Here is a 20657-nt window from a genome sequence, read left to right on the forward strand (position 1 = left end):
ACAAGCGGTAATTTGGTGCTGGAACGGGCGGTGCCGCGCGGGCATTGGACAGGGGTGAAGAGTTTTCGTCCTTATCTGATCGGGTTCGCCGTCGCCCTGTTGCTCGCGACCGCCGCGGTCTACGCGATGCAGTGGCTGCGCGATCATCCCCAGCATGACCCCACCGCACGTTTCGAACTCGCGCAGCCGCAAGGCTGGGCGACCCATCGCAAGCTGGTGGGGCTGGTCGGCGACGATAGCGCCTGTTTCGCCGCCTTCGATCGGGCGAAGGCGGGGTATGAACGGCGGCCGGTGGTGGGGCAGGGCGTCTGCCGCGCGAGCCAGCGCATGGTGCTGACCGGCAATCGGCTCGTGCCGACGATGCGCCCCGCGAATGTCGCGCCCGGCTGCGCGGTGACCGCGGCGATGGCGCTGTGGAACCGCGACGTCGTTCAGCCGCTGGCGCAAAAGCATTTCGGACAGGCTGTGGCCGAACTCGAAAATCTGGGCAGCTACAACTGCCGCAAGATCGCGGGGAAACAGGCGCAGAGCCAGCATTCGACCGCCAATGCGATCGACATATCGGCCTTTGTTCTCGCCGACGGGACGCGCATCACGCTGGTGGGCGACTGGAACGACGGCGATGCACGCAGCGAATTCCTGCACGCCGTGCGCGACGGGTCGTGCGGCCTGTTCAGCACCGTGCTGTCGCCCGACTATAACGCCGCCCACGCCGACCATTTCCACCTAGACATGGCGAAGCGGACCGCCGGCTGGACGGTGTGCCACTAGAGTCGCGGCACCAGCATCCCGACCCTTTCCCGATAGGCGACATAGTCCCCGCCGAAGGTCGCGATCAGGTCGCGCTCCTCGAACCGGATGGCGATCAGCATATAGGCTGACATGCCGACCGCGAAGAGCAGGTGGCCGACGCTCATCCGCGGCGTCGCCCAGAAGGCGATGAAGAAGCCGGCGTAGAGCGGATGGCGGACGATCTTGTAGAACAAGGGCTGGTGCAACTGCGGCACGGCGGCCGCCCGCTCGCGCAGCGCGAACCACGCCTGTTGCAATCCGAACAGCTCGAAGTGGTTGAGCAGGAAGGTGCTCAGCAGCACGATCGCCCAGCCGCTCGCAAACAGCGCCCACAGGATGCCGGCGCCGATTCCGTTCTCGACCGCCCACACCGTCGCGGGCAGCGCATACCAGCAGCCGAACAGCGCGACCAGCGCGATATCGACCGCGACCGCGGTCGCCATCGGCCCCGTCCGCGCGGCATCGATGGTGACCGGGACGACCGGCAGGTTGCCGACGAAGGCGATAAGGTACAGGAATATCGCGAAGAATATCGCGTAGCACAGGCCCGCATAGACCAGATAGAAGGCACGAACCATGACGCTCCCCCCTCATTTGACGGGGAAACTTAGCATGTCCGGTGCAAAAATGCGCCGGGTTAGACCGTGAAGCTCTCGCCGCAGCCGCACGCGCCCTTGGCGTTCGGGTTCTCGAACACGAAGCCCGCAGCGAAATCATCCTCGACCCAGTCCATCGTGCTGCCGATCAGGTAGAGCACCGATGCGCCGTCGATGTAGAAGACGCCGCCGGGGGTTTCGATCTTTTCGTCGAACTTCACTTCTTCGGTGACATAGTCGACCGAATAGGCGAGCCCCGAACAGCCGCGGCGCGGGGTCGACAGGCGGACGCCGATCGCGCCTTCGGGCGCCGATGCCATCAATGTCGCGATGCGGTCTTCCGCGCCGACGGTGAGGGCTACGGCGGCAGGGCGTGCACGAGTTTTCACTTCGGTCATCACAGCATTCCCAGTTCAAGGCGCGCTTCGTCGCTCATATTGTCGGGCGACCACGGCGGATCCCAGACGAGGTTGACCTCGGCATCGCCGACCCCGGGCACCGCGCCGACGCGCAGTTCGACCTCGGCGGGCATCGATTCGGCGACCGGGCAGTGCGGCGTGGTCAGCGTCATGGTGACGACGACATGCCCCTCATCGATCTCGACATTGTAGATCAGCCCGAGGTCATAGATGTTGACCGGGATTTCGGGGTCGAAGATGTCCTTCAATGCATTGACGACGGCCTCGTACAGGTCGCCGCCGACGGCGCCCGGTTCGACCGCCGCGGGCTTCGCGGCAAGAAAACCCTCCAGATAGTCGCGCTTGCGCTCCAGCTTCTCGGGCGCGGTCTCGATATCCTCGACGCGCGCTTTGGGCGGCGCCTCGACGCTCGTCACTTCCTCAACCTTGATCATCCGATCCTCGCTCATCCGAAAATCCTCTCGACGCGCGACAGACCCTCGATCAGCGCCGCCACGTCATCGTCATTGCTGTAAACGCCAAAACTCGCGCGCGCGGTCGCCGGCACGCCCAGATGCTCCATCAGCGGCTGTGCGCAATGGTGCCCGGCGCGGATCGCGACCCCGCTTTCGTCCAAGATAGTGCCGATGTCGTGCGGATGAACCCCCGCCATCGCAAAACTGACGATTCCGGCGCTGTTTTCGGGTCCGAACAGCGTTATGCTGTTCCGCCGCGCGAGCTGTTCGCGCAGGCTTCCGACGAGCGCGACCTCATGCGCGTGGATCGCCTCGACGCCGATCGCTTCGACATATTCGACCGCAGCGGCAAGCCCAAGCGCCTCGATGATCGCCGGCGTCCCCGCCTCGAAGCGGGTCGGCGCCGGGGCATAGGTCGTTTTGGCAAAGGTCACGCGGTCGATCATCGATCCGCCGCCCTGCCACGGCGGCAGCGTATCGAGCTTGTCGCTCCACAGCACCCCGATGCCGGTGGGACCGTAAAGCTTGTGCCCCGAGAAGACATAATAGTCGCAACCGAGCGCCGCGACATCGACGGGCAGCCGCGGTACCGCCTGGCAACCGTCGACCAGCAATTCGGCGCCGACACGGTGCGCCAGCTCGGCGGCGCGCGCGACGTCGAGCGGGCTGCCGAGCACGTTCGACACATGCGCGAAGGCGACCATAGTATGTTCGCTGGTCAGCAGCGTCTCGGCGGCGTCCAAATCGATGCGTCCGTCCGCGGTCAGCGGGCAGACATTGACCTGCCAGCCCGCAAGCTGCCAGGGCACGATATTGCTGTGATGTTCCAACGTGGAGAGCAGCACGCGGCCCTTTTTCGGATGCGAGTAGGCGACAAGGTTGATCGCCTCGGTCGCGCCGCGCACAAAAGCGATCTCATTCTCGCGCGCGCCGATAAACGCCGCAATCCGCCGCCGGGCCGCCTCATAGGCGAGCGTCATGTCGGCCGAGCGCGCATAGACGCCGCGGTGGACGGTCGCATAGTCGCGGCCCATCGCGTTCACTGTCGCGTCGATCACCGCCTGCGGCTTTTGCGCGGTCGCTGCGGTGTCGAGATAGTGCCAGTTGCCCGCGAGCCCCGGAAACTGCCCCCTAAGCCCGTTCGTGTCGAGCGAAGTCGAGACACCACGAAGGCGTGCACTACCGGTGGGTGTCTCGACTTCGCTCGACACAAACGGGGATGGGAGGTTGGTCACACCAATTCCCCCAGCTTCGCCAACGCCAGGTCCTGCAACCGCGCCTCATCCTCGGCGCCATCGAACACCCCCGCGACAAACGCCTGCAACATCAGCTTCTTCGCCTCACCCGGCGGCAACCCGCGCGATTGCAGATAATAAAGCGCCATCGCGTCGAGTTCGCCGATCGCGCAGCCATGCGCACATTTCACATCGTCGGCGAAGATCTCGAGCTCGGGCTTGGCGTTGGCGGTCGCGCTGCGGTCGAGCAGCATCGCCTTCACATCCTGTGCGCTGTCGGTTTGCTGTGCATCGCGCGCGACCGCGACCTTGCCGAGATAGGTGCCGGTCGCGGTACCGCCGAGCACCGACCGCACAACCTGCCGCGACGTCGCGCCGGGTTCGGAATGGGTCACGGTGGTGACGATCTCCAGATTCTGCTCCCCGCCGCCGATCTGCGCCGCGCCGAGATGGAAGTCGGCGCCTTCGTGCAGCGTCACCGCGAGTTCGATGCGGCCATAAGCGCCGCCGATATTGAGGACATGCAGCGACGCCGCAGCGCCCTTGCCGAGCACCAGTTCGATCTGCCGGATGTCACCCGCATCCTGCACGACCGCGCGGCGGAACGAGCCGCCGGCGGGTACGATGATGCTCTCGGGGGCGGGCAACGGCCACGCTGCGGCAACCGCGTCGATGTTGCTATAACGCCACGCTTCGTCGCGCCGCGAGGGGAGGGGACGCGCGCTCATCGTGCCGCCGCCCTCACGTCGGCGAGATCGGTGATCATCGCTTCGCGCCTTTCGAAAACGCAGGGCGAAAACTCGTCCTTCATGAAGCTCTTGTACATCGCCTTACGCTTGTTCGACGGGACGCGATGGTCCTTGAAACCGGCGAACCGGTCCTTGTACCGCGCATGGCATTGCATCATGGACTGGCACCCGATGCGGTCGATCGCGGCGTCGCCGGTCGACCGCTGCGTGAAACAACGGACATCGCCACGAGACTCGACCAACGAGGCGCGCCAGTCCTTGAGCTTGCTCGCGATCACGACGATCTCTTCCTCGATCGCCGGCGCCGAAGGCAGCGCCGCGGCGGGCGTCATGGTCATCAGGGCGAGCATCGCCATCAAGCCGCGATCTCGGAATAGCCATGTTCTTCCAACTCGCGCGCCAACTCGGGCCCACCCGACTTCACGATCCGGCCGGCGGCCAGCACATGGACAAAATCGGGCTGCACATAGTCGAGCAGCCGCTGGTAATGGGTGATCAGCAGCACTGCCTTATCGGGTCGTCGCATGATGCTGTTGATCCCGTCGCCGACGATGCGCAGCGCGTCAATGTCGAGGCCCGAGTCCGTCTCGTCGAGGATCGCGAGCTTCGGGTCGAGGATGCCCATCTGCACCATCTCGTTGCGCTTCTTCTCGCCGCCGGAAAAGCCGACGTTCACGGGGCGCTTGAGCATGTCCATGTCCATCTTGAGCAGCCCCGCCTTCTCGCGCGCCAGCTTCAGGAAGTCGCCGCCCGACAGCGGTTCCTCGCCGCGCGCCTTGCGCTGGGCGTTGAGGCTTTCGCGCAGGAACTGGACGTTCGACACGCCGGGAATCTCGACCGGATATTGGAAGCCGAGGAACAGCCCCGCCGCGGCGCGCTCGTGCGGATCGAGGGCGAGCAGATCCTGCCCGCCGAAATCGACCGACCCCTCGGTGACCTCATAACCGGGCCGCCCGCCGAGCACATAAGACAGCGTCGACTTGCCCGCGCCATTGGGACCCATGATCGCATGGATTTCGCCCGCATTGATGCTGAGCGACAAGCCTTTCAGGATCAGCTTATCAGCAACAGTTGCGTGGAGGCTTTCAATTTTTAGCATGATGTGGGTCGATCTTAAATTCACTGGTTTCCAGCTGAACCGGACTGCCGTTGATGGAGAGGGACTGGTCTTGCGGGACGCGAACAAATTCGTGCGATCCCCCGGTCTGGTTGCCCGGGTTGGGCACCAATTCGGGTTTCGAGCCTCGCGGCCTTTCGGCGCGCTTTCCGAACAGCCAGCGCAGCATCATGGTTCCCTTTTTGCGGCCGGCGCGGCATCGGGTGCCAGCGGGGAATCGGGCGCAACGGCAACGGATTGCGGTGTCGAAAGCGCTGCGGCGAAGCTGTCGGCATCGGCCAGCACCCTGTCGACAAAGGCCTGGCGCTTCGCCTTGTCGCTCATCCCTTGCTGGGTGAGCAATTTGTCGGCCTCGCGCGCGGCATTTTCGCGAACTTTGGCGCAGTCGGTCTGGCCGGGCAGATTATAGTTCACCGGCTTGCCCTCGACGATCAGCGGCGTCCCCGACGCCATGATACGGCAAGTGATATAGGGGCCGACCGCAGGCGCGATTTCGTCGGGAACCTTGATCGAACCGATCTTTTCGGTTGTTTCCACCGTGCGCGTCGGCTGTGCGTCGGCTTGCGCTGTGGAGAGGAGCGCGAACAAAATGGCTAAGCTCATCACCCCACGCTCCCCTCAAGGCTGATCCCCAGCAACTTCTGCGCCTCGACGGCAAATTCCATCGGCAGTTGCTGCAGCACTTCCTTGGCAAAGCCGTTGACGATCAGCGCCACGGCCTCTTCCTGTCCCAGCCCGCGCTGCATCGCGTAGAACAGCTGGTCGTCGCTGATCTTGCTCGTCGTCGCTTCATGCTCGACGGTCGCGGTCGGGTTGCGGACCTCGATGTAGGGGACGGTGTGGGCGCCGCACTGGTCGCCCAGCAGCAGGCTGTCGCACTGAGTGAAATTGCGCACGCCCTCGGCATTCGGCGCGACGCGCACGATGCCGCGATAGGTGTTGTTCGACTTGCCCGCGCTGATCCCTTTCGAAACGATCGTCGAGCGCGTGCGCTTGCCATTGTGGATCATCTTGGTGCCGGTGTCGGCCTGCTGGTAATTGTTGGTGACCGCGACCGAATAGAATTCGCCGACGCTGTCGTCGCCGTTGAGCACGCAGCTCGGATATTTCCAGGTGATCGCAGAGCCGGTTTCGACCTGCGTCCACGACACCTTGCTGCGCTTGCCCTGGCACAGCGCACGCTTGGTCACGAAATTATAGATGCCGCCGAGGCCCTCGGCATTGCCGGGATACCAGTTCTGCACCGTCGAATATTTGATCTCGGCATCGTCGAGCGTCACCAGTTCGACCACCGCGGCGTGCAGCTGGTTCTCGTCGCGCATCGGCGCGGTGCAGCCTTCGAGATAGGAGACGTAAGCGCCCTTGTCCGCGATGATCAACGTCCGCTCGAACTGCCCCGTATTCTCGGCATTGATGCGGAAATAGGTGCTGAGCTCCATCGGGCAGCGCACACCCTCGGGCACGTAGACGAAGGTGCCGTCGGAGAAGACCGCGCAATTGAGCGTCGCGAAATAATTGTCGTGCATCGGCACGACCTTGCCGAGCCACTTTTTCACCAGCTCGGGATATTCGCGGATCGCTTCCGAGATGGAGAGGAAAATCACGCCCGCGCGCTTCAATTCCTCGCGGAAGGTCGTCGCGACGCTGACGCTGTCGAACACCGCATCGACCGCGACCTTGCGCGCGCCCTCGACCCCCGCGAGCACCTTCTGCTCCTCGATCGGGATGCCGAGCTTCTTGTAGACCTCGAGAATCTCGGGATCGACCTCGTCGAGGCTGGAGAGCTTCGGCTTCGCCTTGGGCGCCGCGTAATAGTACGCGTCTTGGTAGTCGATCGGCGGGACGTTGAGCTTCGCCCAGTCGGGCGTCTCCATCGTCAACCAGTGGCGGAACGCCTTCAGCCGCCAGTCGAGCATCCATTCGGGCTCGTTCTTCTTCGCCGAAATGAAGCGGACCGTATCCTCGGTCAGCCCCTTGGGCGCGAAGTCGGTCTCGATGTCGGCCGACCAGCCATGTTCATAATCGGCGACCTTCGCCGCGGCGTCGTGCGCGGCCTGGTCCTTGACGGGGAGTTCGGTGTTGTCGGTCATGCTTCTATCCTCCCCTCCCGCTTGCGGGAGGGGCTGGGGGAGGGGGTGTTGGTGAAGGCGGTGTCCGAGACAGGCCCTCCCCAAACCCCTCCCGCCTGCGGGAGGGGCTTACTGAGGCTCGCCAGACTAATCTCCGCCAATGCCCCACGCACCGCACCGTTCACTACGCCCCAGTGCGGCTGGACCTTGCAGCTGCCCTCGAGCGAGCAATCGTGGCGCCCTTCGGCAACGCAGGCGGTCAACGCGATCGGGCCTTCGACCGCTTCGATGATATCGGCGACGCTGATCGCCGCCGCGGGCCGTGCCAGCCTTACCCCGCCGCCGCTGCCGCGCGAAGCAACCAGCAGCCCGGCGCGCGCGAGTCCGCTCACCAGCTTCTGCGCGGTCGGTCCCGGAATCCCCGTCTGCTCGGCCAGCATGCCGGCGTGAATCGGTACCGACCCGCATTGGCGGGCGGCGGCGCTCATCAGCACCACGGCATAATCGGCAAGGTTGGACAGGCGCATTGCGACGGTGCGGACTCTCTATCGCGCGCAAATTGCGAACGATTCTTAACTGGATCAAATTACTCCACTTATATAGGCGAGGCTTTGGCGGCGCGCAAGCAAGGCGGTTTTTCCGGCGCCCAAGAAAAAAAGGCACCCATCCGGCCGGAGCCGAATGAGTGCCAAGATGAAGGTCTCGTTCCTCTGAAAGAGGCGAGCTCTTCTGGGTCGCAAGCCCCGAATATGGGGCGCCGCCGATTCGCGATTGTACGGAAACGCCAAAACGACAGGGCGCGGGATTTTTGGTGGTTAATCCGGGATTTGGCGAGTCCCGCAGCTGTGTCGTCATTGCAAGGAGCCGGAGGCGACGCGGCAATCTCCAGCCCTCGACCTTGTGCAAGGCCGAGGGCCGGAGATTGCTTCGCTACGCTCGCAATGACGGTGAGTGTCAGGTATCCGAAACCATCGGGCTGACCTTGCCCGCCATTTGCTTGCGGCCCTTCGCCGTCGCCTCGGTATAGGGCGAGGGCTTGGAAAGCTGGCCCGGCGTCGCGCCGGCGAAGCGCTTGATCTCGCGGATCAGGTGCGACTGATCGTAAAAGGCGTCACCCAGCGCGGCATCGTCGAGCTTTTCGCCGCGCGCCAACGCCGATGCCGCACGCACCGCGCGATATTTGCGCGCCAGCATCCGCGGCGACAGGCCGTAATAATGCTTGGTCATCCGTTCGACCGAGCGGATCGACATGCCCGTGGCTTCCACCAGTTCGGGCACCTGCGGCGATGGCGACGCGGTCAGCCATTCGTCGACAGTGCGCGTGAACCATACCGGTGCCGCCTCGCTCTTCTTCAGGATTTCGCGGACGAAATTATTGCCGATCACCAGCCGTTCGGCGGTGTCGGCGGCGTTGCCGATCGCATCGACTACCTCCTCGATCCAGTCGCCAAACAGGTCGGCGGCGTCGATCGCGCGGTCGGTCAGCTTGTCGGCGTGCGCCCCCATCAGCGTCGCCCAGCCGGCGGGCATCAGTCCGAATCCGTACATGCGCAGCGGTCCGGGGGCGAGCGCCTGCACGCTGCCGCTGGTCGGGCCGATGATCGTCGCGCGCCCGGCCGGAAAGCGATAGCCGTCGGGAAAGATATATTCGCCCTTGGGCACGTCCATGATGCGGAATTGCGGACGGTCGGCGCGCTCGCTTTCGTCGAACAAGGGCAGATCGACGCGGACGAAATAAAAGCTCGACACCATTTCCGCCAGATCGGGATCGGGCGGGAAATATTGCAGTTCGAACGGCGTTTCGCCGTCCGCGCCTGTGGGCGTGGATGAAGCTTCCGTCATGACGAGACCCGACCCCCGGCGGCTGCATCGCCGCCTGTTTAACTAGGTCAAGTCATTTGCCTTTCGGCGCGCTGCGTCAAGCCCGCAAATCGCCAGCATTAACTCTTTTGGGTCGCGATCCACGCATCGACGCGGCGTTCGAGCACATCGAGCGGCACCGGACCCGATTCGAGGACGACGTCGTGGAAGGTGCGGAAATCGAACTTGTCGCCGAGCGCCGCCTGCGCACGGCCGCGCAGCTCCATGATCTTGAGCTTGCCAATGAGGTAGGCGGTCGCCTGTCCCGGATAGACGACATAGCGCTCGATCGCCTTTTCGATATCGCCCTGCGGGTTGGGGGTATTGTCCTTCAGATACTGGATCGCCTGTTCGCGGCTCCAGCGCTTGTCGTGGATGCCGGTGTCGACGACGAGCCGTGTCGCGCGCCACAGCTCCATGCCCAGCCGCCCGAAATCGGCATAGGGATCGGTATAGAAACCCATGTCCTTGGCCAATTCCTCCGAATAGAGGCCCCAGCCCTCGGTATAAGCGGTGAAACCGCCGAAGCGGCGAAAGGGCGGCAGGCCGGTGAGCTCGGTCTGCACCGCGCGCTGCAGATGATGCCCCGGAACGCCCTCATGATAGGCGAGCGCCTCGAGCTCGGTCTTGGGCATGTCGCGAAGGTCGTAGAGGTTCACATAATAGATGCCCGGCCGCGACCCGTCGGGCGCGGGCGAGGAGTAGAAGGCCTTGCCCGCCGACTTCTCGCGGAACGCCTCGACCGCCTTCACCTGCAGCGCCGATTTGGGCAGCGTGTTGAAGAAGGCGGGCAACCGTGCCTCCATCGCCTTCACATGCGCGTCGACATCGGCCAGATAGGCCTCGCGCGTCGTGTGATAATATTGCGGGCTGGTGCGCAAATGGTCGAAAAACTGATTCAGCGTGCCCTTGAACCCGACCTGGACCATGATCTTCTTCATCTCGCCATGGATGCGCGCAACTTCGGACAGGCCGAGGTCGTGGATCTGCGCCGCGGTCATGTCGGTCGTCGTATAATTGGCGAGCAAAGCCTCATAATAGGCCTTGCCGCCGGGCATACGCCACACGCCGTCCTGTGTCGGCGCCGACGCCTGCTGGCGCGCCATCTCGGCCGAGAGGCGCGTATAGGCCGGGCCGGCACTCTCCACCCAGGCGGCCTTGGCGGCGCCGATCAGCCGCGTCTTTTCGGCGGCATCGATGTCCAGCTTGTTCACCTTCGCGCTGATGTCCTCGATCACCGCATTGTCGGGCTTGGTCAGGTTGGCGATGTCCGAAATGACATAGGGATAGACCCATTTCGGTGGCGCAAAGCCTTTCGCGGCGCGCTCCGCCGACTGCGCCGACAGCGCGTCGAGGATCGGTCCCATGCCGCGAATGCGGCTGATATAGGCCTCGGCCTCGGCGATATTGGCGACGCGGTGGATGTTGATCAGGAACGCCGGCATCTGGCTCTGCGCGCCGTTCATCTGGTCGAAGATATAGCCATGGTCGCGGAACGGGAACAGGCGTTCGGCGCGCGCCGCCTGCGCGTTGAACAGTTCGAACGACAGCGCCTCGTCGGCCGACAGAGCCTTGGGATCGAAACTGCCGCGCATCGCCTCGGCGGTCGCGGTCTGCAGCTTGAAGCGCGCGACCGCGGCCTCGTCCGACACATCGTCCCACGCGCCATAATCGCCGTCGCGCACCCCGCGCCGCGCCTTGGTCTCGGGCGACAGCGACAGTTGCGCCGCGTCATATTTGTCGAAGAATTCGGCCAGGTTGGCGCCCGCCGGCGCGACATCGGCGGGCGCGGCCACCGTCGCGGGCGCTTGCTCGGCAACCGTCGGCGCGCAGCCCACGAGAGCGATCGCGAACAGCGAGGTGGACAGGCAGGCAAGAATACGGGGGTGCGACACGATTTTCTCCGGCTTTTCGTTGGACTTTGCTGGTCGGACAGGGGCTTGCCATAGGGGCCGGTGCGGCGCAATGGCGGGTCATGTCGCTCTTCGCCTCGCTCACTGATGCCGCCTATGCGCTCGTCCGCCCGATCGTCCATGCGACCGACGGCGAGGCCGCGCACAATCTGACCCTAGCCGCGCTCGAACCGCTGCCACGCGCGCGCAGCGCGCTGACCAGCCCGATCCTGCGGGTCGAGGTTGCGGGGCTGACATTCCCGAACCCGGTTGGTCTCGCCCCCGGCTTCGACAAAGATGCCCGCGCCGCCGCGGTGATGCCGCGCTTCGGCTTCGGCTTCGTCGAGGTCGGCACGCTGACCCCGCTGCCGCAGGAGGGCAATCCGCGTCCGCGCCTGTTCCGGCTGGTCGAGGATGGCGCGGTGATCAACCGCATGGGGTTCAACAACGGCGGGCAGGCTGCGGCGGCGACGCGCATCGAAAAGCTGCGGGCCTGCGGTATCGCTGTGCCGCTCGGCATCAACATCGGCGCGAACAAGGACAGCGCCGATCGCATCGCCGACTATGCCAAGGGCACCGCCGCAATGGCGCCGCTCGCCGATTATCTGACCGTCAATATCAGTTCGCCCAACACCCCGGGCCTCCGCGCGCTGCAGGATAGGCGCGCGCTCGAAGCGCTGCTCGACGCGGTCAATGCCGCGCAGCCCACGGGCGCCGCGAAACCCGTTTTCCTCAAGGTCGCGCCCGACCTCGAACCCGCCGACATCGACGATCTGGTAACCGTCGCGCTCGACAAGGGGCTGGCGGCGCTGATCGTGTCGAACACCACCATCGCGCGGCCGGCGCTTGTGTCGCGCCATGCACACGAGGCAGGTGGGCTGTCGGGCGCCCCGCTCCATGACCTCGCGCTCCAGCGGCTCAAGGATTTTCGCACCGCGAGCGGCGGCGCGATCCCGCTGATCGGCGTTGGCGGCATCGCCACGGCCGAAACGGCCTGGGCGCGCATCCGCGCCGGGGCCAGCCTCGTGCAAATCTATTCGGCGATGGTCTTCGCCGGCCCGGGCCTCGCCGCGCGGATCTCGCGCGGACTCGAGGATCTGGCGGTGCGCGACGGCTTCACCCGCGTCGCCGACGCGGTCGGGGTGGGCGACTGAGCAAGTGGATGGGGAAGGGGCCGGCAACGCCGGCGTCATAACCCCTCGGCATTGCTTCGCGACGAGGAGGAATAGGGATGGGGTTGCGCCATCCTTCCCCCCGCGCCAATGTCCCGGCATGAACAAGAGACTCTTCGCCGCCTTCGCCCTTTTCCTGACAACGCTTCCCTCGCTCGCCGCGGCGCAGGGCGTGACCTCGTCCGCCGATGCGCGCGCGACCGAGGCCGGACGCCAGATATTGCACGACGGCGGCTCGGCCGCCGACGCGGCGATGGCGATGATGCTGGTGCTCACCCTCGTCGAACCGCAGTCGAGCGGTGTCGGCGGCGGCGGCTTCCTCGTCTATCATGACGCGAAGAGCGACCAGATCGGTACGATCAACGGCCGCGAAATGGCGCCCGCCTCGGCCAAGCCCGACCGCTTCATGGGTCCAGACGGCAAGTCGCGCGGTTATGGCGACGTCATCCCCGGCGGGCTTTCGGTCGGTGTCCCGGGCAATGTTCGCCTGATGGAGCTGACCCACAAGAAATGGGGCAAGCTCGAATGGAAGGCGCTGTTCCAGCCGGCGATCAAGCTCGCCGACGAAGGCTTCCAGGTCACCCCCGCGCTTTATGGCTGGCTCGACCGCTTCCAGGACACGTGGAAGGACTTCCCCGCCGCGCGCGCGCTCTATTATGTCGACGGCAAGCCCGCGCCGGTCGGCACGGTGATCAGGAATCCCGCTTATGCCAAGCTGCTGCGCGACATGGCGGCGAAGGGCCCCGACGTTTTCTACACCGGTGCCAATGCCAAGGCGATCAGCGACGCGGTGGCAAAATCGACGCGCAACCCCGCGTTGCTCACCGCCAAGGACCTCGCGGCCTACAAGGCGCAGGACAAGCCCGCCGTCTGCACCACCTACCGCGTCTACAAGGTGTGCGGCATGGGGCCGCCCTCGTCGGGCGCGACCACCGTCTTCGGCATCCTCGGCATGATCGAGGGCTGGGACATGAAGACGATGGGCAAGGACAACCCGATGAGCTGGCACCTGCTGTCGGAAGCGATGCAGCTCGCTTATGCCGATCGCGAGAAATATCTGGGCGACAGCGATTTCGTCGATGTCCCCGTCGCCGGCCTGCTCGACAAGGCCTATCTGTCGCAGCGGCGCCAGCTGATCTCGCCCTATGGCCGTGCCGCGTCCTATCCCGCCGGCAACCCGCCGGGCGCGCAGCCGCGCACCCCGTCGGGTCCGATTCCCGAACAGGGCACGACGCATTTTGTCGCGGTCGACAAGGACGGCAATGTCGCGTCGATGACCTCGACGATCGAGAGCATCTTCGGCAGCAACCTCAACGCCAACGGCTTTTTCCTCAACAACGAGCTCACCGATTTCGACCTCAATCCGGTGCGCGGCGACGCGCCCGCGGCGAACCGCGTGCAGGCCGGCAAGCGCCCGCTGTCGTCGATGTCGCCGACGATCGTTTATGGCCCCGACGGCAAGGTCGTGCTCGCGGTCGGCTCTGCGGGCGGCAAGCGGATCATCATGCACGTCACCAAGACTTTGGTCGGCGTGCTCGACTGGGGGCTGAGCGCCGAGGATGCGATCGCGCTGCCCAACCTGTTCTTCGGGCAGCAGGGCGTGCTGATCGAAAATGACGCGGCGGGCAAGGCGATCGCCGGCAAGATGGCGCCCTTCGGCTATCCCATCACCCCCACCGACCTCGGATCGAAACTCAACGCCGCGCAGCGCGTTGGCGAAATATGGCATGGCGCCGCCGATCCGCGCGGCCCCGGCACGTCGTCGGTCGACGGCGCTCCGCCGCAGAGCTAGGAATGATAGAAGCCGCGGCGCGCCAATAAATAGGGACAGTCCCTATTTAATTCGGGCTAACCGAGAACGGCCAAGAAACAGAAGAAATTAAATAGGGACTGTTCCTATTTGTTGAATACCTCCCCGGGAGAGCAAGAGGCATGAAGCTGGAAAACCCCCATCTCGACCATTTCCCGAGCCTGGTCGCGATGTTCTTCGACCGCGCCGAAAAGGGCGGCGAGGACCCGTTTCTGTGGCGCAAGGCCGACCGCGCCTGGCAGCCGATGAGCTGGCGCCAGGTCGCGAACCAGGTGTCGGCGCTCGCGCATAATCTGCGCGAACTCGGCCTCAAGGACGGCGACCGTGTCGTGCTGATCAGCGAGAACCGCCCCGAATTCTGCATCGCCGACCTCGGCATCATGGCGGCGGGCTGCATCACCGTGCCGACCTACACCACCAACACCGAACGCGACCACCAGCACATTCTCGACAACAGCGGGGCGAAGGCGGTGATCGTCTCGACCGCCAAGCTGGCCCGCGTGCTGATGCCGGCGGTGATGCGTTCGGACGCGAGCCTCGTCATCAGCATGGAAAGCCTGCGCGTTGGCCAGCAGGGCGATGTGCGCGTCCATGACTGGGCGCCGCTGGTCGAAAATGGCGCCGCCTATGTCGAGGAGACCAAGGCGCGCGGGCTGGGCGTCACCCGCGACGATGTCGCCTGCCTCATCTACACCAGCGGCACCGGCGGGGCGCCGCGCGGGGTGATGCAGCATCATGGTGCGATCCTGCACAATGCCGCCGGCGCCGCCGAGGTGCTCGTCAACGACTTCGGCATCGGCGACGAGGAGGTGTTTCTCTCGTTCCTGCCGCTCAGCCACGCCTATGAACATTCGGGCGGGCAGTTCCTGCCGATCATGGTCGGCGCGCAAATCTATTACAGCGAGGGTCTCGAAAAACTGCTCTCGAACATCGAGGAGTCGCGTCCCACGATCATGGTCGTCGTGCCGCGGCTGTTCGAGGTGATCCGCGCCCGGATGATCAAGTCGGTCGAAAAACAGGGCAAGCTCGCCAACTGGATGCTGAACCAGGCGATCCGCGTCGGGGAAAAGGATTATGAGCGCCGGATGGGCGTGCTCGACCGCCCGGTCGACCTGATCCTCGACAAATTGTTCCGCCCCAAGATCCAGCAGCGTTTCGGCGGCCGGATGAAGGCGCTCGTGTCGGGCGGCGCGCCGCTCAACCCCGAGATCGGTGTATTTTTCCACTCGATCGGACTAACATTGCTCCAGGGCTATGGCCAGACCGAGGCGGGGCCGGTGATCAGCTGCAACCGCCCGTCGGTCGGGCTGAAGATGGACACAGTCGGCCCGCCGCTGATGAACACCGAGGTCCGCATCGCCGACGACGGCGAAATCCTGGTGCGCGGCGAACTCGTGATGAAGGGCTATTGGCGCAACAAGCCCGAGACCGCGCGCGTGCTGGTCGTCGATCCCGCCGAACCCGACAAGGGACCCTGGCTGCACACCGGCGACATCGGCCATATCGACCCGCAGGGCCGCATCGTCATCACCGATCGCAAGAAGGACCTGATCGTCAACGACAAGGGCGACAATGTCGCGCCGCAGCGGGTCGAAGGCATGCTGACGCTCCAGCCCGAAATCCTGCAGGCGATGGTCTATGGCGATAAGCGCCCGCATCTCGTCGGGCTACTCGTCCCCGATCCCGAATGGGCCGCCGAATGGGCGGAGGCCGAGGGGCTGCCCAGGGAAATGGCGCTGCTCCGCGAACATGAAAAATTCCGCGCCGCGCTCCGCGCCGCGGTCGACCGGGTCAACGGCCAGCTGTCGGTGATCGAAAAGGTCCGCAAATTCGACCTCGCCGACGAGGCGTTCACGATCGAGAATGAACAGATGACCCCGTCGATGAAGATCCGCCGTCATGTACTGCGCGAAGTCTACGCCGACCGGATCGCGGCGATGTACAAGGCCTGACCGTCGCCCCCGCGCAGGCGGGGGCCGTTGTCGTCGTGACGCTGCGACGAGGGTGTCGACCTCATGCGGCCCCCGCCTGCGCGGGGGCGACGGATATTGTTGAATGGCTTTTGCCAGATGACAGGCGGGGGTGCGACCCGAAGAGCTCGGCGCAAACCGGAACCCCGCCCGTCGCTGAACCTCAAGGGTTCAGCCTTTGTCCCCCGCCGGTTTGCGATAGGGGACAAAATCGCCAAGCACACAGGTCGGACCGCGAATGCCGCTCGACCGGTCGACCAGATGAAAGAAATCGCCGCTGCAGGTCGAGCTGCCGAACTGGCGGATGACCATGATGTCGCTGTCGCGGCCGAGCCCCGGACAACTGCCTTTCAGGTCGTTGCGGTACACCAGCCGGCCCGACTGGCGATAAATCAGAATGTTGTCGGACACGCGGATCGTGTCATAGGTTCCGCTGCTCGACAGGCACCGTACGGGGTCGCCGGGGATTTTCCCCGCGAGCTGCTTTTCGAGTGTCTTGGCCTGTTTCGGGGTCAGCGCCTCGGTGCGCGGCGCCCCCATGTCCGAGGACGCGCAGCTTGCGAGCAGCGGCGCCATTGCGGCGCAGAGCACCGCGGCACGGATCGGGTTGAACTTCGCCATCACGGCACTCCTGCGACTATGACACTTTACGGACGAGGCGATGAATGGTTGCTGAAGCGGTCACGCGGCGTCTTTCAACGCGCGGATCCGTCCGAGTTCGGCGGCGGTCGGGGCGCGCAGGAAAGGATTGGTCGCGCGCTCGGCGCCGATCGTCGTCGGCACCGTCGCTTCGCCCGCCGCACGCGCGGACTCCACCGCCGCCAGCCGCGCCGCCAGCGCATCGTTTTCGGGTTCGACCGTCACCGCGAAGCGTGCGTTCGACAGCGTATATTCGTGCGCGCAATAGACGCGCGTCGCGTCGTCGAGCGTCGCCAGTTGCTGCATATTGGCGAACATCTGCTCGGCGGTGCCCTCGAACAGGCGGCCGCAACCCATCGCGAACATCGTGTCGCCGACGAAGATCGCGGCGTCGTTGGCGAAATGATAGGCGATATGGCCCGCAGTGTGCGCCGGCACGTCCCACACGTCGGCGACCACATCGCCCAGCCTGACGGTATCGCCGCCCGTCACTTGCACATCGAGCGTCGGAATGCGCGCGAACTCGGCGGCCGGGCCGGTGATCGTGCAACCGGTCGCGTCCTTGATCGCGGCGTTGCCGCCGGTGTGATCCGGATGCCAATGGGTGTTCCAGATGTCGGTGATCGTCCAGCCGCGCGCCGCCGCCGCCTCCAGCACCGGGTCGGCGACCGCGGGGTCGACGACCATCGTCGCCTTGCTTTGGGGTTCGTGGACCAGCCAGACATAATTGTCGCTGAGGACGGGGATGCGGACGATTTCGAGCATGCGGCAAGGATAATCGACCCACGGCTCGCCGTCGACCGCCAAGTTAACCATGTTGCAAGCCCTTGGGTATAGCCTTGCGCCAACGACATTGGGGGTCATGTCTTTGCTGCGTCTGGCGTTTCTGGTTTTTGCGGTCATGCTGGCGGCGGGCTTGGCCCCGGCGCGCGCCGCGTCGGGTCCGGCGCCTTGCACGCTGCAATCGACCCTTTGGGACGATTACGGGACAGTATCGGCGCCGGGCGTCCGCCGCGATTGCGGCCCCGATCGCTGGTCGCTCGCCGGACAGCGCAGCTGGCTGTTCTTCGATGCCCGCGCGATCGCGGCCGCCGGGCAGGGGCCGCTGGAATTCAACGCGCGGACGAGCCGCTTCGATCGCATCGCGCTCCATGTCCGCTACGCCGACGGGGCAACGGCATCGATCGTGCGACGGGGGAGCCAGGCGATGCCCTATCGCGCCGCGGGTCCCGATTTCTACCTGACGCTGCCGCAGCGCGCGGCGCCGCCTGTCGAGGTCGCCGTCGCATTCGACCGCCTCGGTTTTCCGACCACGCTGAAAACCGCGCGCCTCGCCCCGGCGGGAACCGGCGGTTGGTCGACCCAGACGATGCTGCTGATCGCGCTGTTCACCGGCCTCGCGCTCGCGCCGATCGTCTTCAATATCGCCTTTTTCCGCGTCCTGCGCGAACGTTTCCTGCTCTGGCACATGACACTCGCGGTGTGCATCATCCTGCACACCAGCCTGTCGTCGGGGCTTGCCTTTGCCGTCGTGCCGGGGATCAGCGCGCTGGCTTATGGCTATCTGTCGCAGATCAGTTTCAGCGTCGGCATCCTCGCGGCGACGATGTTCTGCCTCAACTTCCTCGAACCCGAAAAGACGACGCGCGGCGATCGGCGCGCGTTGCTCGCCTGCGCCTTCTGGCTGCCGCTGTTCGCGGCCGTCTCGATGGCGCCGGTCGAATGGGTGCGGCCATGGGGCAGCAAGCTCTATTTCGCCGGCTACCTCCCGGTCCTCCTCACCTATGTCGTCGTGCTCACCCGTGCCTGGCGGCGCGGCAGCCGCGCGGCGCGGTTTCAGACGATCGCGTGGATGCCGATCATCGCCTGCGGCTTCGAACGCGTGGCGCGCGGGCTTGGCCTGTATGTCGGGCCGATGTGGCTCGACCAATTGCTCTACCTCGCGATCGCGCTCGAACTGGTGATCACCGCGCTCGGCGTTGCCGACCGGTTCATGATCATGCGCCGCGAGCGCGACTGGGCGCAGGCGCGCGCCGGCGCAATGGAGGATGCGGCGCAGACCGATCCGCTGACCGGACTCAGCAACCGGCGCGGGCTCGAAAACCTGCTCGCCGGCGGCGGACGCCGCTTCACTGCCGCGGCGCTGATCGACATCGATCATTTCAAGTCGGTCAACGACCTCCACGGCCATCAGGCCGGCGACGCGGTGCTGTGCGCCGCCGCCGCGGGTCTGCGCGAAGGCCATGGCGGGGTCGTCGCGCGGATCGGCGGCGAAGAGTTTTTCCTGTTGATCGACCGCCCCGACGCGGCGGGCACCGCCGAACGCTGCCGCCAGGCGCTGGCGCGCCGCGTCGCCGCCGACGTGCCGCAAATCCCCGATCCGGTCAGCGCGAGCGGTGGACTTCTGATCTTCGAGTCCTCGACCGACGGCGCCGCACTCGATTTCGACCGCCTGTTCGCCGAGGCGGATCGGTTGCTCTACGCCGCCAAGCATAGCGGGCGCGACTGCATGGTCACTGACCGCTGGCAACAGCCCGATAGGCCCGTCATCGGCGCTGCGGCCGCCTGACGCGGTTCAGTCCGTCGCCAGCGCGTCATAGCCCGCGTCGTTGAATTCGATCAGGCAGAATCCATGGCCGAACGGATCGGCGAACATCGCCTGCCGGCCATAGGGCAGGGTCAGCGTCTCGCCCTCCTGCACCGCCCCCGCCGCCAATGCCTTCGCGACCGCGGTATCGAGATTGGCGACGGTAAAATCGGGATGCACCGGGGTCCAGTGCCGCGCATAATCGCGCGTCGTGCCGCCGTCCGGACCGATCGCCGAGCCCGCAGGCTTGGCGATCAGATAGATCGGTGCGTCGCTGCCAAGCAGTTCGACGATATCGTCATCGAACCGCCGTCCGACGGTCAGCCCGAGCGCGGCGGTGTAAAAGGCTTCGCCGGCGGCCAGGTCGGGCACGTCGATATTGATCAACAGGCCCGGCATGGTTCAGCTTACCACTCGCCCGTGTTGGGCATCGACACCCAGGGGTCTTGCGGCGGCAGGTGCCCGTCCTGCAGCAGCTCGACCGAAATCCCGTCGGGCGAGCGGACGAACGCCATATGGCCGTCGCGCGGCGGGCGGTTGATCGTCACCCCGGCGTCCATCAGCCGCTGGCAGGTGGCGTAGATATCGTCGACCCGGTACGCCAGATGCCCGAAATTGCGTCCGCCGCCATAGCTTTCGGCGGCGCTGCCGTCGGCGGGCGGCCAGTTGTAGGTCAGCTCGACCTCGGCCACCCCCGACTGTCCCGGCGGAGCGAGGAAGATCAGCGTGAAGCGCCCGGCCTCGCTGTCGAAGCGGCGCACCTCCTCCAGCCCGATCAGGTTGAAGAAGGCGACGGTCGCATCCGGGTCGGTGACGCGGATCATGGTGTGGAGATATTTGGTCATCGCGCGAACTTAGGCGCGCAGCGACGTTTGTTCAAACGTCTCGAACAGGGATACGAATGCATCGGGCACCGGCGCGGTCGCGCCGCGCGCTTCCTCGACATGGACGCTGACCTCGACCCCCGTCGCGCGCAGATCGTCCCGGCCCGCGCCGTGCAGTTCGAACAGGAAGGTCATCGAACTGCGCCCGACGCGCGAACAGCGCACGCAGATGTCAATCTCCTCGTCGAGCAGGATCGGCACCTTGTAATCGACCTCGGCGCGCGCAACGTGGAATTCGGGGCTGTCATTGGCGGGCCAGCGGTCATAGACCCCGGCCGCGCGCCAATATTCGGTGATGCCGATGTCGAAATATTCGAGGTAGCGACTGTTGAACACCACCGCCTGCGCATCGATTTCGGCATAGCGGACGCGCTTCTTGACGCTGAACTTGAAATCGCTGCGAGCCATGAT

The 20657-nt window shown here is 65.3% G+C and carries 23 protein-coding genes; 5 read left to right on the plus strand and 18 right to left on the minus strand.

Annotated features, from left to right (window positions below; all coding sequences use genetic code 11):
* The first annotated feature begins 54 nt into the window (after positions 1-54).
* The gene (locus tag AC07U1_RS15835) at positions 55-771 is read left to right on the plus strand and encodes an extensin-like domain-containing protein (RefSeq protein ID WP_495197743.1); all 717 of its coding nucleotides are present in this window, start codon (positions 55-57) and stop codon (positions 769-771) included.
* On the opposite strand, the gene AC07U1_RS15840 is transcribed toward AC07U1_RS15835, so the two are convergent.
* The 13 genes from AC07U1_RS15840 to AC07U1_RS15900 all read right to left on the minus strand — a co-directional run bounded on the left by AC07U1_RS15840 (position 768) and on the right by AC07U1_RS15900 (position 11187).
* Entirely contained in the window at positions 768-1370 is a 603-nt protein-coding gene (locus AC07U1_RS15840; protein WP_495178355.1) for a methyltransferase family protein, read from the minus strand. The genes AC07U1_RS15835 and AC07U1_RS15840 overlap by 4 nt on opposite strands.
* Positions 1371-1429: 59 nt before the next feature.
* Positions 1430-1786, minus strand: a complete 357-nt coding sequence (locus AC07U1_RS15845; protein WP_056348917.1) for a HesB/IscA family protein — start codon at positions 1784-1786, stop codon at positions 1430-1432.
* On the minus strand, positions 1786-2256 hold the full coding sequence (locus tag AC07U1_RS15850; RefSeq protein ID WP_495178354.1) for an SUF system Fe-S cluster assembly protein: 471 nt from the start codon (positions 2254-2256) through the stop codon (positions 1786-1788). Before AC07U1_RS15850 ends, AC07U1_RS15845 begins: the two co-directional genes overlap by 1 nt.
* A complete protein-coding gene (locus AC07U1_RS15855) occupies positions 2253-3497 on the minus strand; it encodes an aminotransferase class V-fold PLP-dependent enzyme (protein WP_495178353.1) in 1245 nt (414 codons plus the stop codon). The genes AC07U1_RS15850 and AC07U1_RS15855 overlap by 4 nt, the downstream gene beginning before the upstream one ends.
* A complete protein-coding gene (locus tag AC07U1_RS15860) occupies positions 3494-4225 on the minus strand; it encodes a SufD family Fe-S cluster assembly protein (protein WP_495178352.1) in 732 nt (243 codons plus the stop codon). Before AC07U1_RS15860 ends, AC07U1_RS15855 begins: the two co-directional genes overlap by 4 nt.
* Positions 4222-4584 carry a hypothetical protein gene (locus AC07U1_RS15865; RefSeq protein ID WP_495197744.1) on the minus strand — a complete coding sequence of 121 codons (363 nt, stop codon included), beginning with the start codon at positions 4582-4584 and terminating at the stop codon, positions 4222-4224. The genes AC07U1_RS15860 and AC07U1_RS15865 overlap by 4 nt, the downstream gene beginning before the upstream one ends.
* 17 nt (positions 4585-4601) lie before the next feature.
* Positions 4602-5345: a Fe-S cluster assembly ATPase SufC gene (sufC, locus tag AC07U1_RS15870; protein ID WP_495178350.1), complete on the minus strand. Its 744-nt coding sequence runs from the start codon at positions 5343-5345 to the stop codon at positions 4602-4604.
* Positions 5332-5532 (minus strand): hypothetical protein, encoded by a 201-nt coding sequence (locus AC07U1_RS15875; RefSeq protein WP_187141684.1) that lies wholly within the window; start codon positions 5530-5532, stop codon positions 5332-5334. Before AC07U1_RS15875 ends, sufC begins: the two co-directional genes overlap by 14 nt.
* Entirely contained in the window at positions 5532-5966 is a 435-nt protein-coding gene (locus tag AC07U1_RS15880; RefSeq protein WP_495178348.1) for a hypothetical protein, read from the minus strand. Before AC07U1_RS15880 ends, AC07U1_RS15875 begins: the two co-directional genes overlap by 1 nt.
* Positions 5966-7453: a Fe-S cluster assembly protein SufB gene (gene sufB / locus AC07U1_RS15885; protein ID WP_495178347.1), complete on the minus strand. Its 1488-nt coding sequence runs from the start codon at positions 7451-7453 to the stop codon at positions 5966-5968. The genes AC07U1_RS15880 and sufB overlap by 1 nt, the downstream gene beginning before the upstream one ends.
* On the minus strand, positions 7450-7959 hold the full coding sequence (locus AC07U1_RS15890; protein ID WP_495178346.1) for an RrF2 family transcriptional regulator: 510 nt from the start codon (positions 7957-7959) through the stop codon (positions 7450-7452). Before AC07U1_RS15890 ends, sufB begins: the two co-directional genes overlap by 4 nt.
* Positions 7960-8386: 427 nt before the next feature.
* The gene (locus tag AC07U1_RS15895) at positions 8387-9274 is read right to left on the minus strand and encodes an AraC family transcriptional regulator (RefSeq protein WP_056348935.1); all 888 of its coding nucleotides are present in this window, start codon (positions 9272-9274) and stop codon (positions 8387-8389) included.
* 98 nt (positions 9275-9372) lie between these two features.
* Positions 9373-11187 carry a DUF885 domain-containing protein gene (locus AC07U1_RS15900; protein ID WP_495178345.1) on the minus strand — a complete coding sequence of 605 codons (1815 nt, stop codon included), beginning with the start codon at positions 11185-11187 and terminating at the stop codon, positions 9373-9375.
* An 80-nt stretch (positions 11188-11267) separates the two neighbouring features.
* Here AC07U1_RS15900 and AC07U1_RS15905 point away from each other — a divergent pair, with 80 nt between their 5' ends.
* The 3 genes from AC07U1_RS15905 to AC07U1_RS15915 all read left to right on the plus strand — a co-directional run bounded on the left by AC07U1_RS15905 (position 11268) and on the right by AC07U1_RS15915 (position 16118).
* The gene (locus AC07U1_RS15905; protein ID WP_495178344.1) at positions 11268-12338 is read left to right on the plus strand and encodes a quinone-dependent dihydroorotate dehydrogenase; all 1071 of its coding nucleotides are present in this window, start codon (positions 11268-11270) and stop codon (positions 12336-12338) included.
* 118 nt (positions 12339-12456) lie between these two features.
* Positions 12457-14148: a gamma-glutamyltransferase gene (gene ggt / locus AC07U1_RS15910; protein ID WP_495178343.1), complete on the plus strand. Its 1692-nt coding sequence runs from the start codon at positions 12457-12459 to the stop codon at positions 14146-14148.
* Between the two features lie 140 nt (positions 14149-14288).
* The gene (locus tag AC07U1_RS15915) at positions 14289-16118 is read left to right on the plus strand and encodes an AMP-dependent synthetase/ligase (RefSeq protein ID WP_492739952.1); all 1830 of its coding nucleotides are present in this window, start codon (positions 14289-14291) and stop codon (positions 16116-16118) included.
* 189 nt (positions 16119-16307) lie between these two features.
* Here AC07U1_RS15915 and AC07U1_RS15920 read toward each other — a convergent pair whose 3' ends face one another.
* A complete protein-coding gene (locus AC07U1_RS15920) occupies positions 16308-16757 on the minus strand; it encodes a hypothetical protein (RefSeq protein WP_495178342.1) in 450 nt (149 codons plus the stop codon).
* 60 nt (positions 16758-16817) lie between these two features.
* A complete protein-coding gene (gene gloB, locus AC07U1_RS15925; RefSeq protein ID WP_495178479.1) occupies positions 16818-17540 on the minus strand; it encodes a hydroxyacylglutathione hydrolase in 723 nt (240 codons plus the stop codon).
* A 97-nt stretch (positions 17541-17637) separates the two neighbouring features.
* Between gloB and AC07U1_RS15930 the strand changes: the two genes are divergently transcribed.
* On the plus strand, positions 17638-19344 hold the full coding sequence (locus AC07U1_RS15930; protein ID WP_495178341.1) for a sensor domain-containing diguanylate cyclase: 1707 nt from the start codon (positions 17638-17640) through the stop codon (positions 19342-19344).
* Positions 19345-19350: 6 nt separating this feature from the next.
* Here AC07U1_RS15930 and AC07U1_RS15935 read toward each other — a convergent pair whose 3' ends face one another.
* The 3 genes from AC07U1_RS15935 to AC07U1_RS15945 are packed head-to-tail and all read right to left on the minus strand — an operon-like array spanning position 19351 to position 20654.
* Positions 19351-19761 (minus strand): VOC family protein, encoded by a 411-nt coding sequence (locus tag AC07U1_RS15935; protein ID WP_495178340.1) that lies wholly within the window; start codon positions 19759-19761, stop codon positions 19351-19353.
* Between the two features lie 8 nt (positions 19762-19769).
* The gene (locus tag AC07U1_RS15940) at positions 19770-20207 is read right to left on the minus strand and encodes a VOC family protein (protein WP_495178339.1); all 438 of its coding nucleotides are present in this window, start codon (positions 20205-20207) and stop codon (positions 19770-19772) included.
* A gap of 9 nt (positions 20208-20216) precedes the next feature.
* Complete coding sequence (locus AC07U1_RS15945; protein ID WP_492739960.1) at positions 20217-20654, minus strand: acyl-CoA thioesterase; 438 nt, start codon at positions 20652-20654, stop codon at positions 20217-20219.
* Positions 20655-20657 lie beyond the last annotated feature (3 nt).

The organism is Sphingopyxis sp. GW821-FHT02C12 (genome assembly GCF_059421785.1).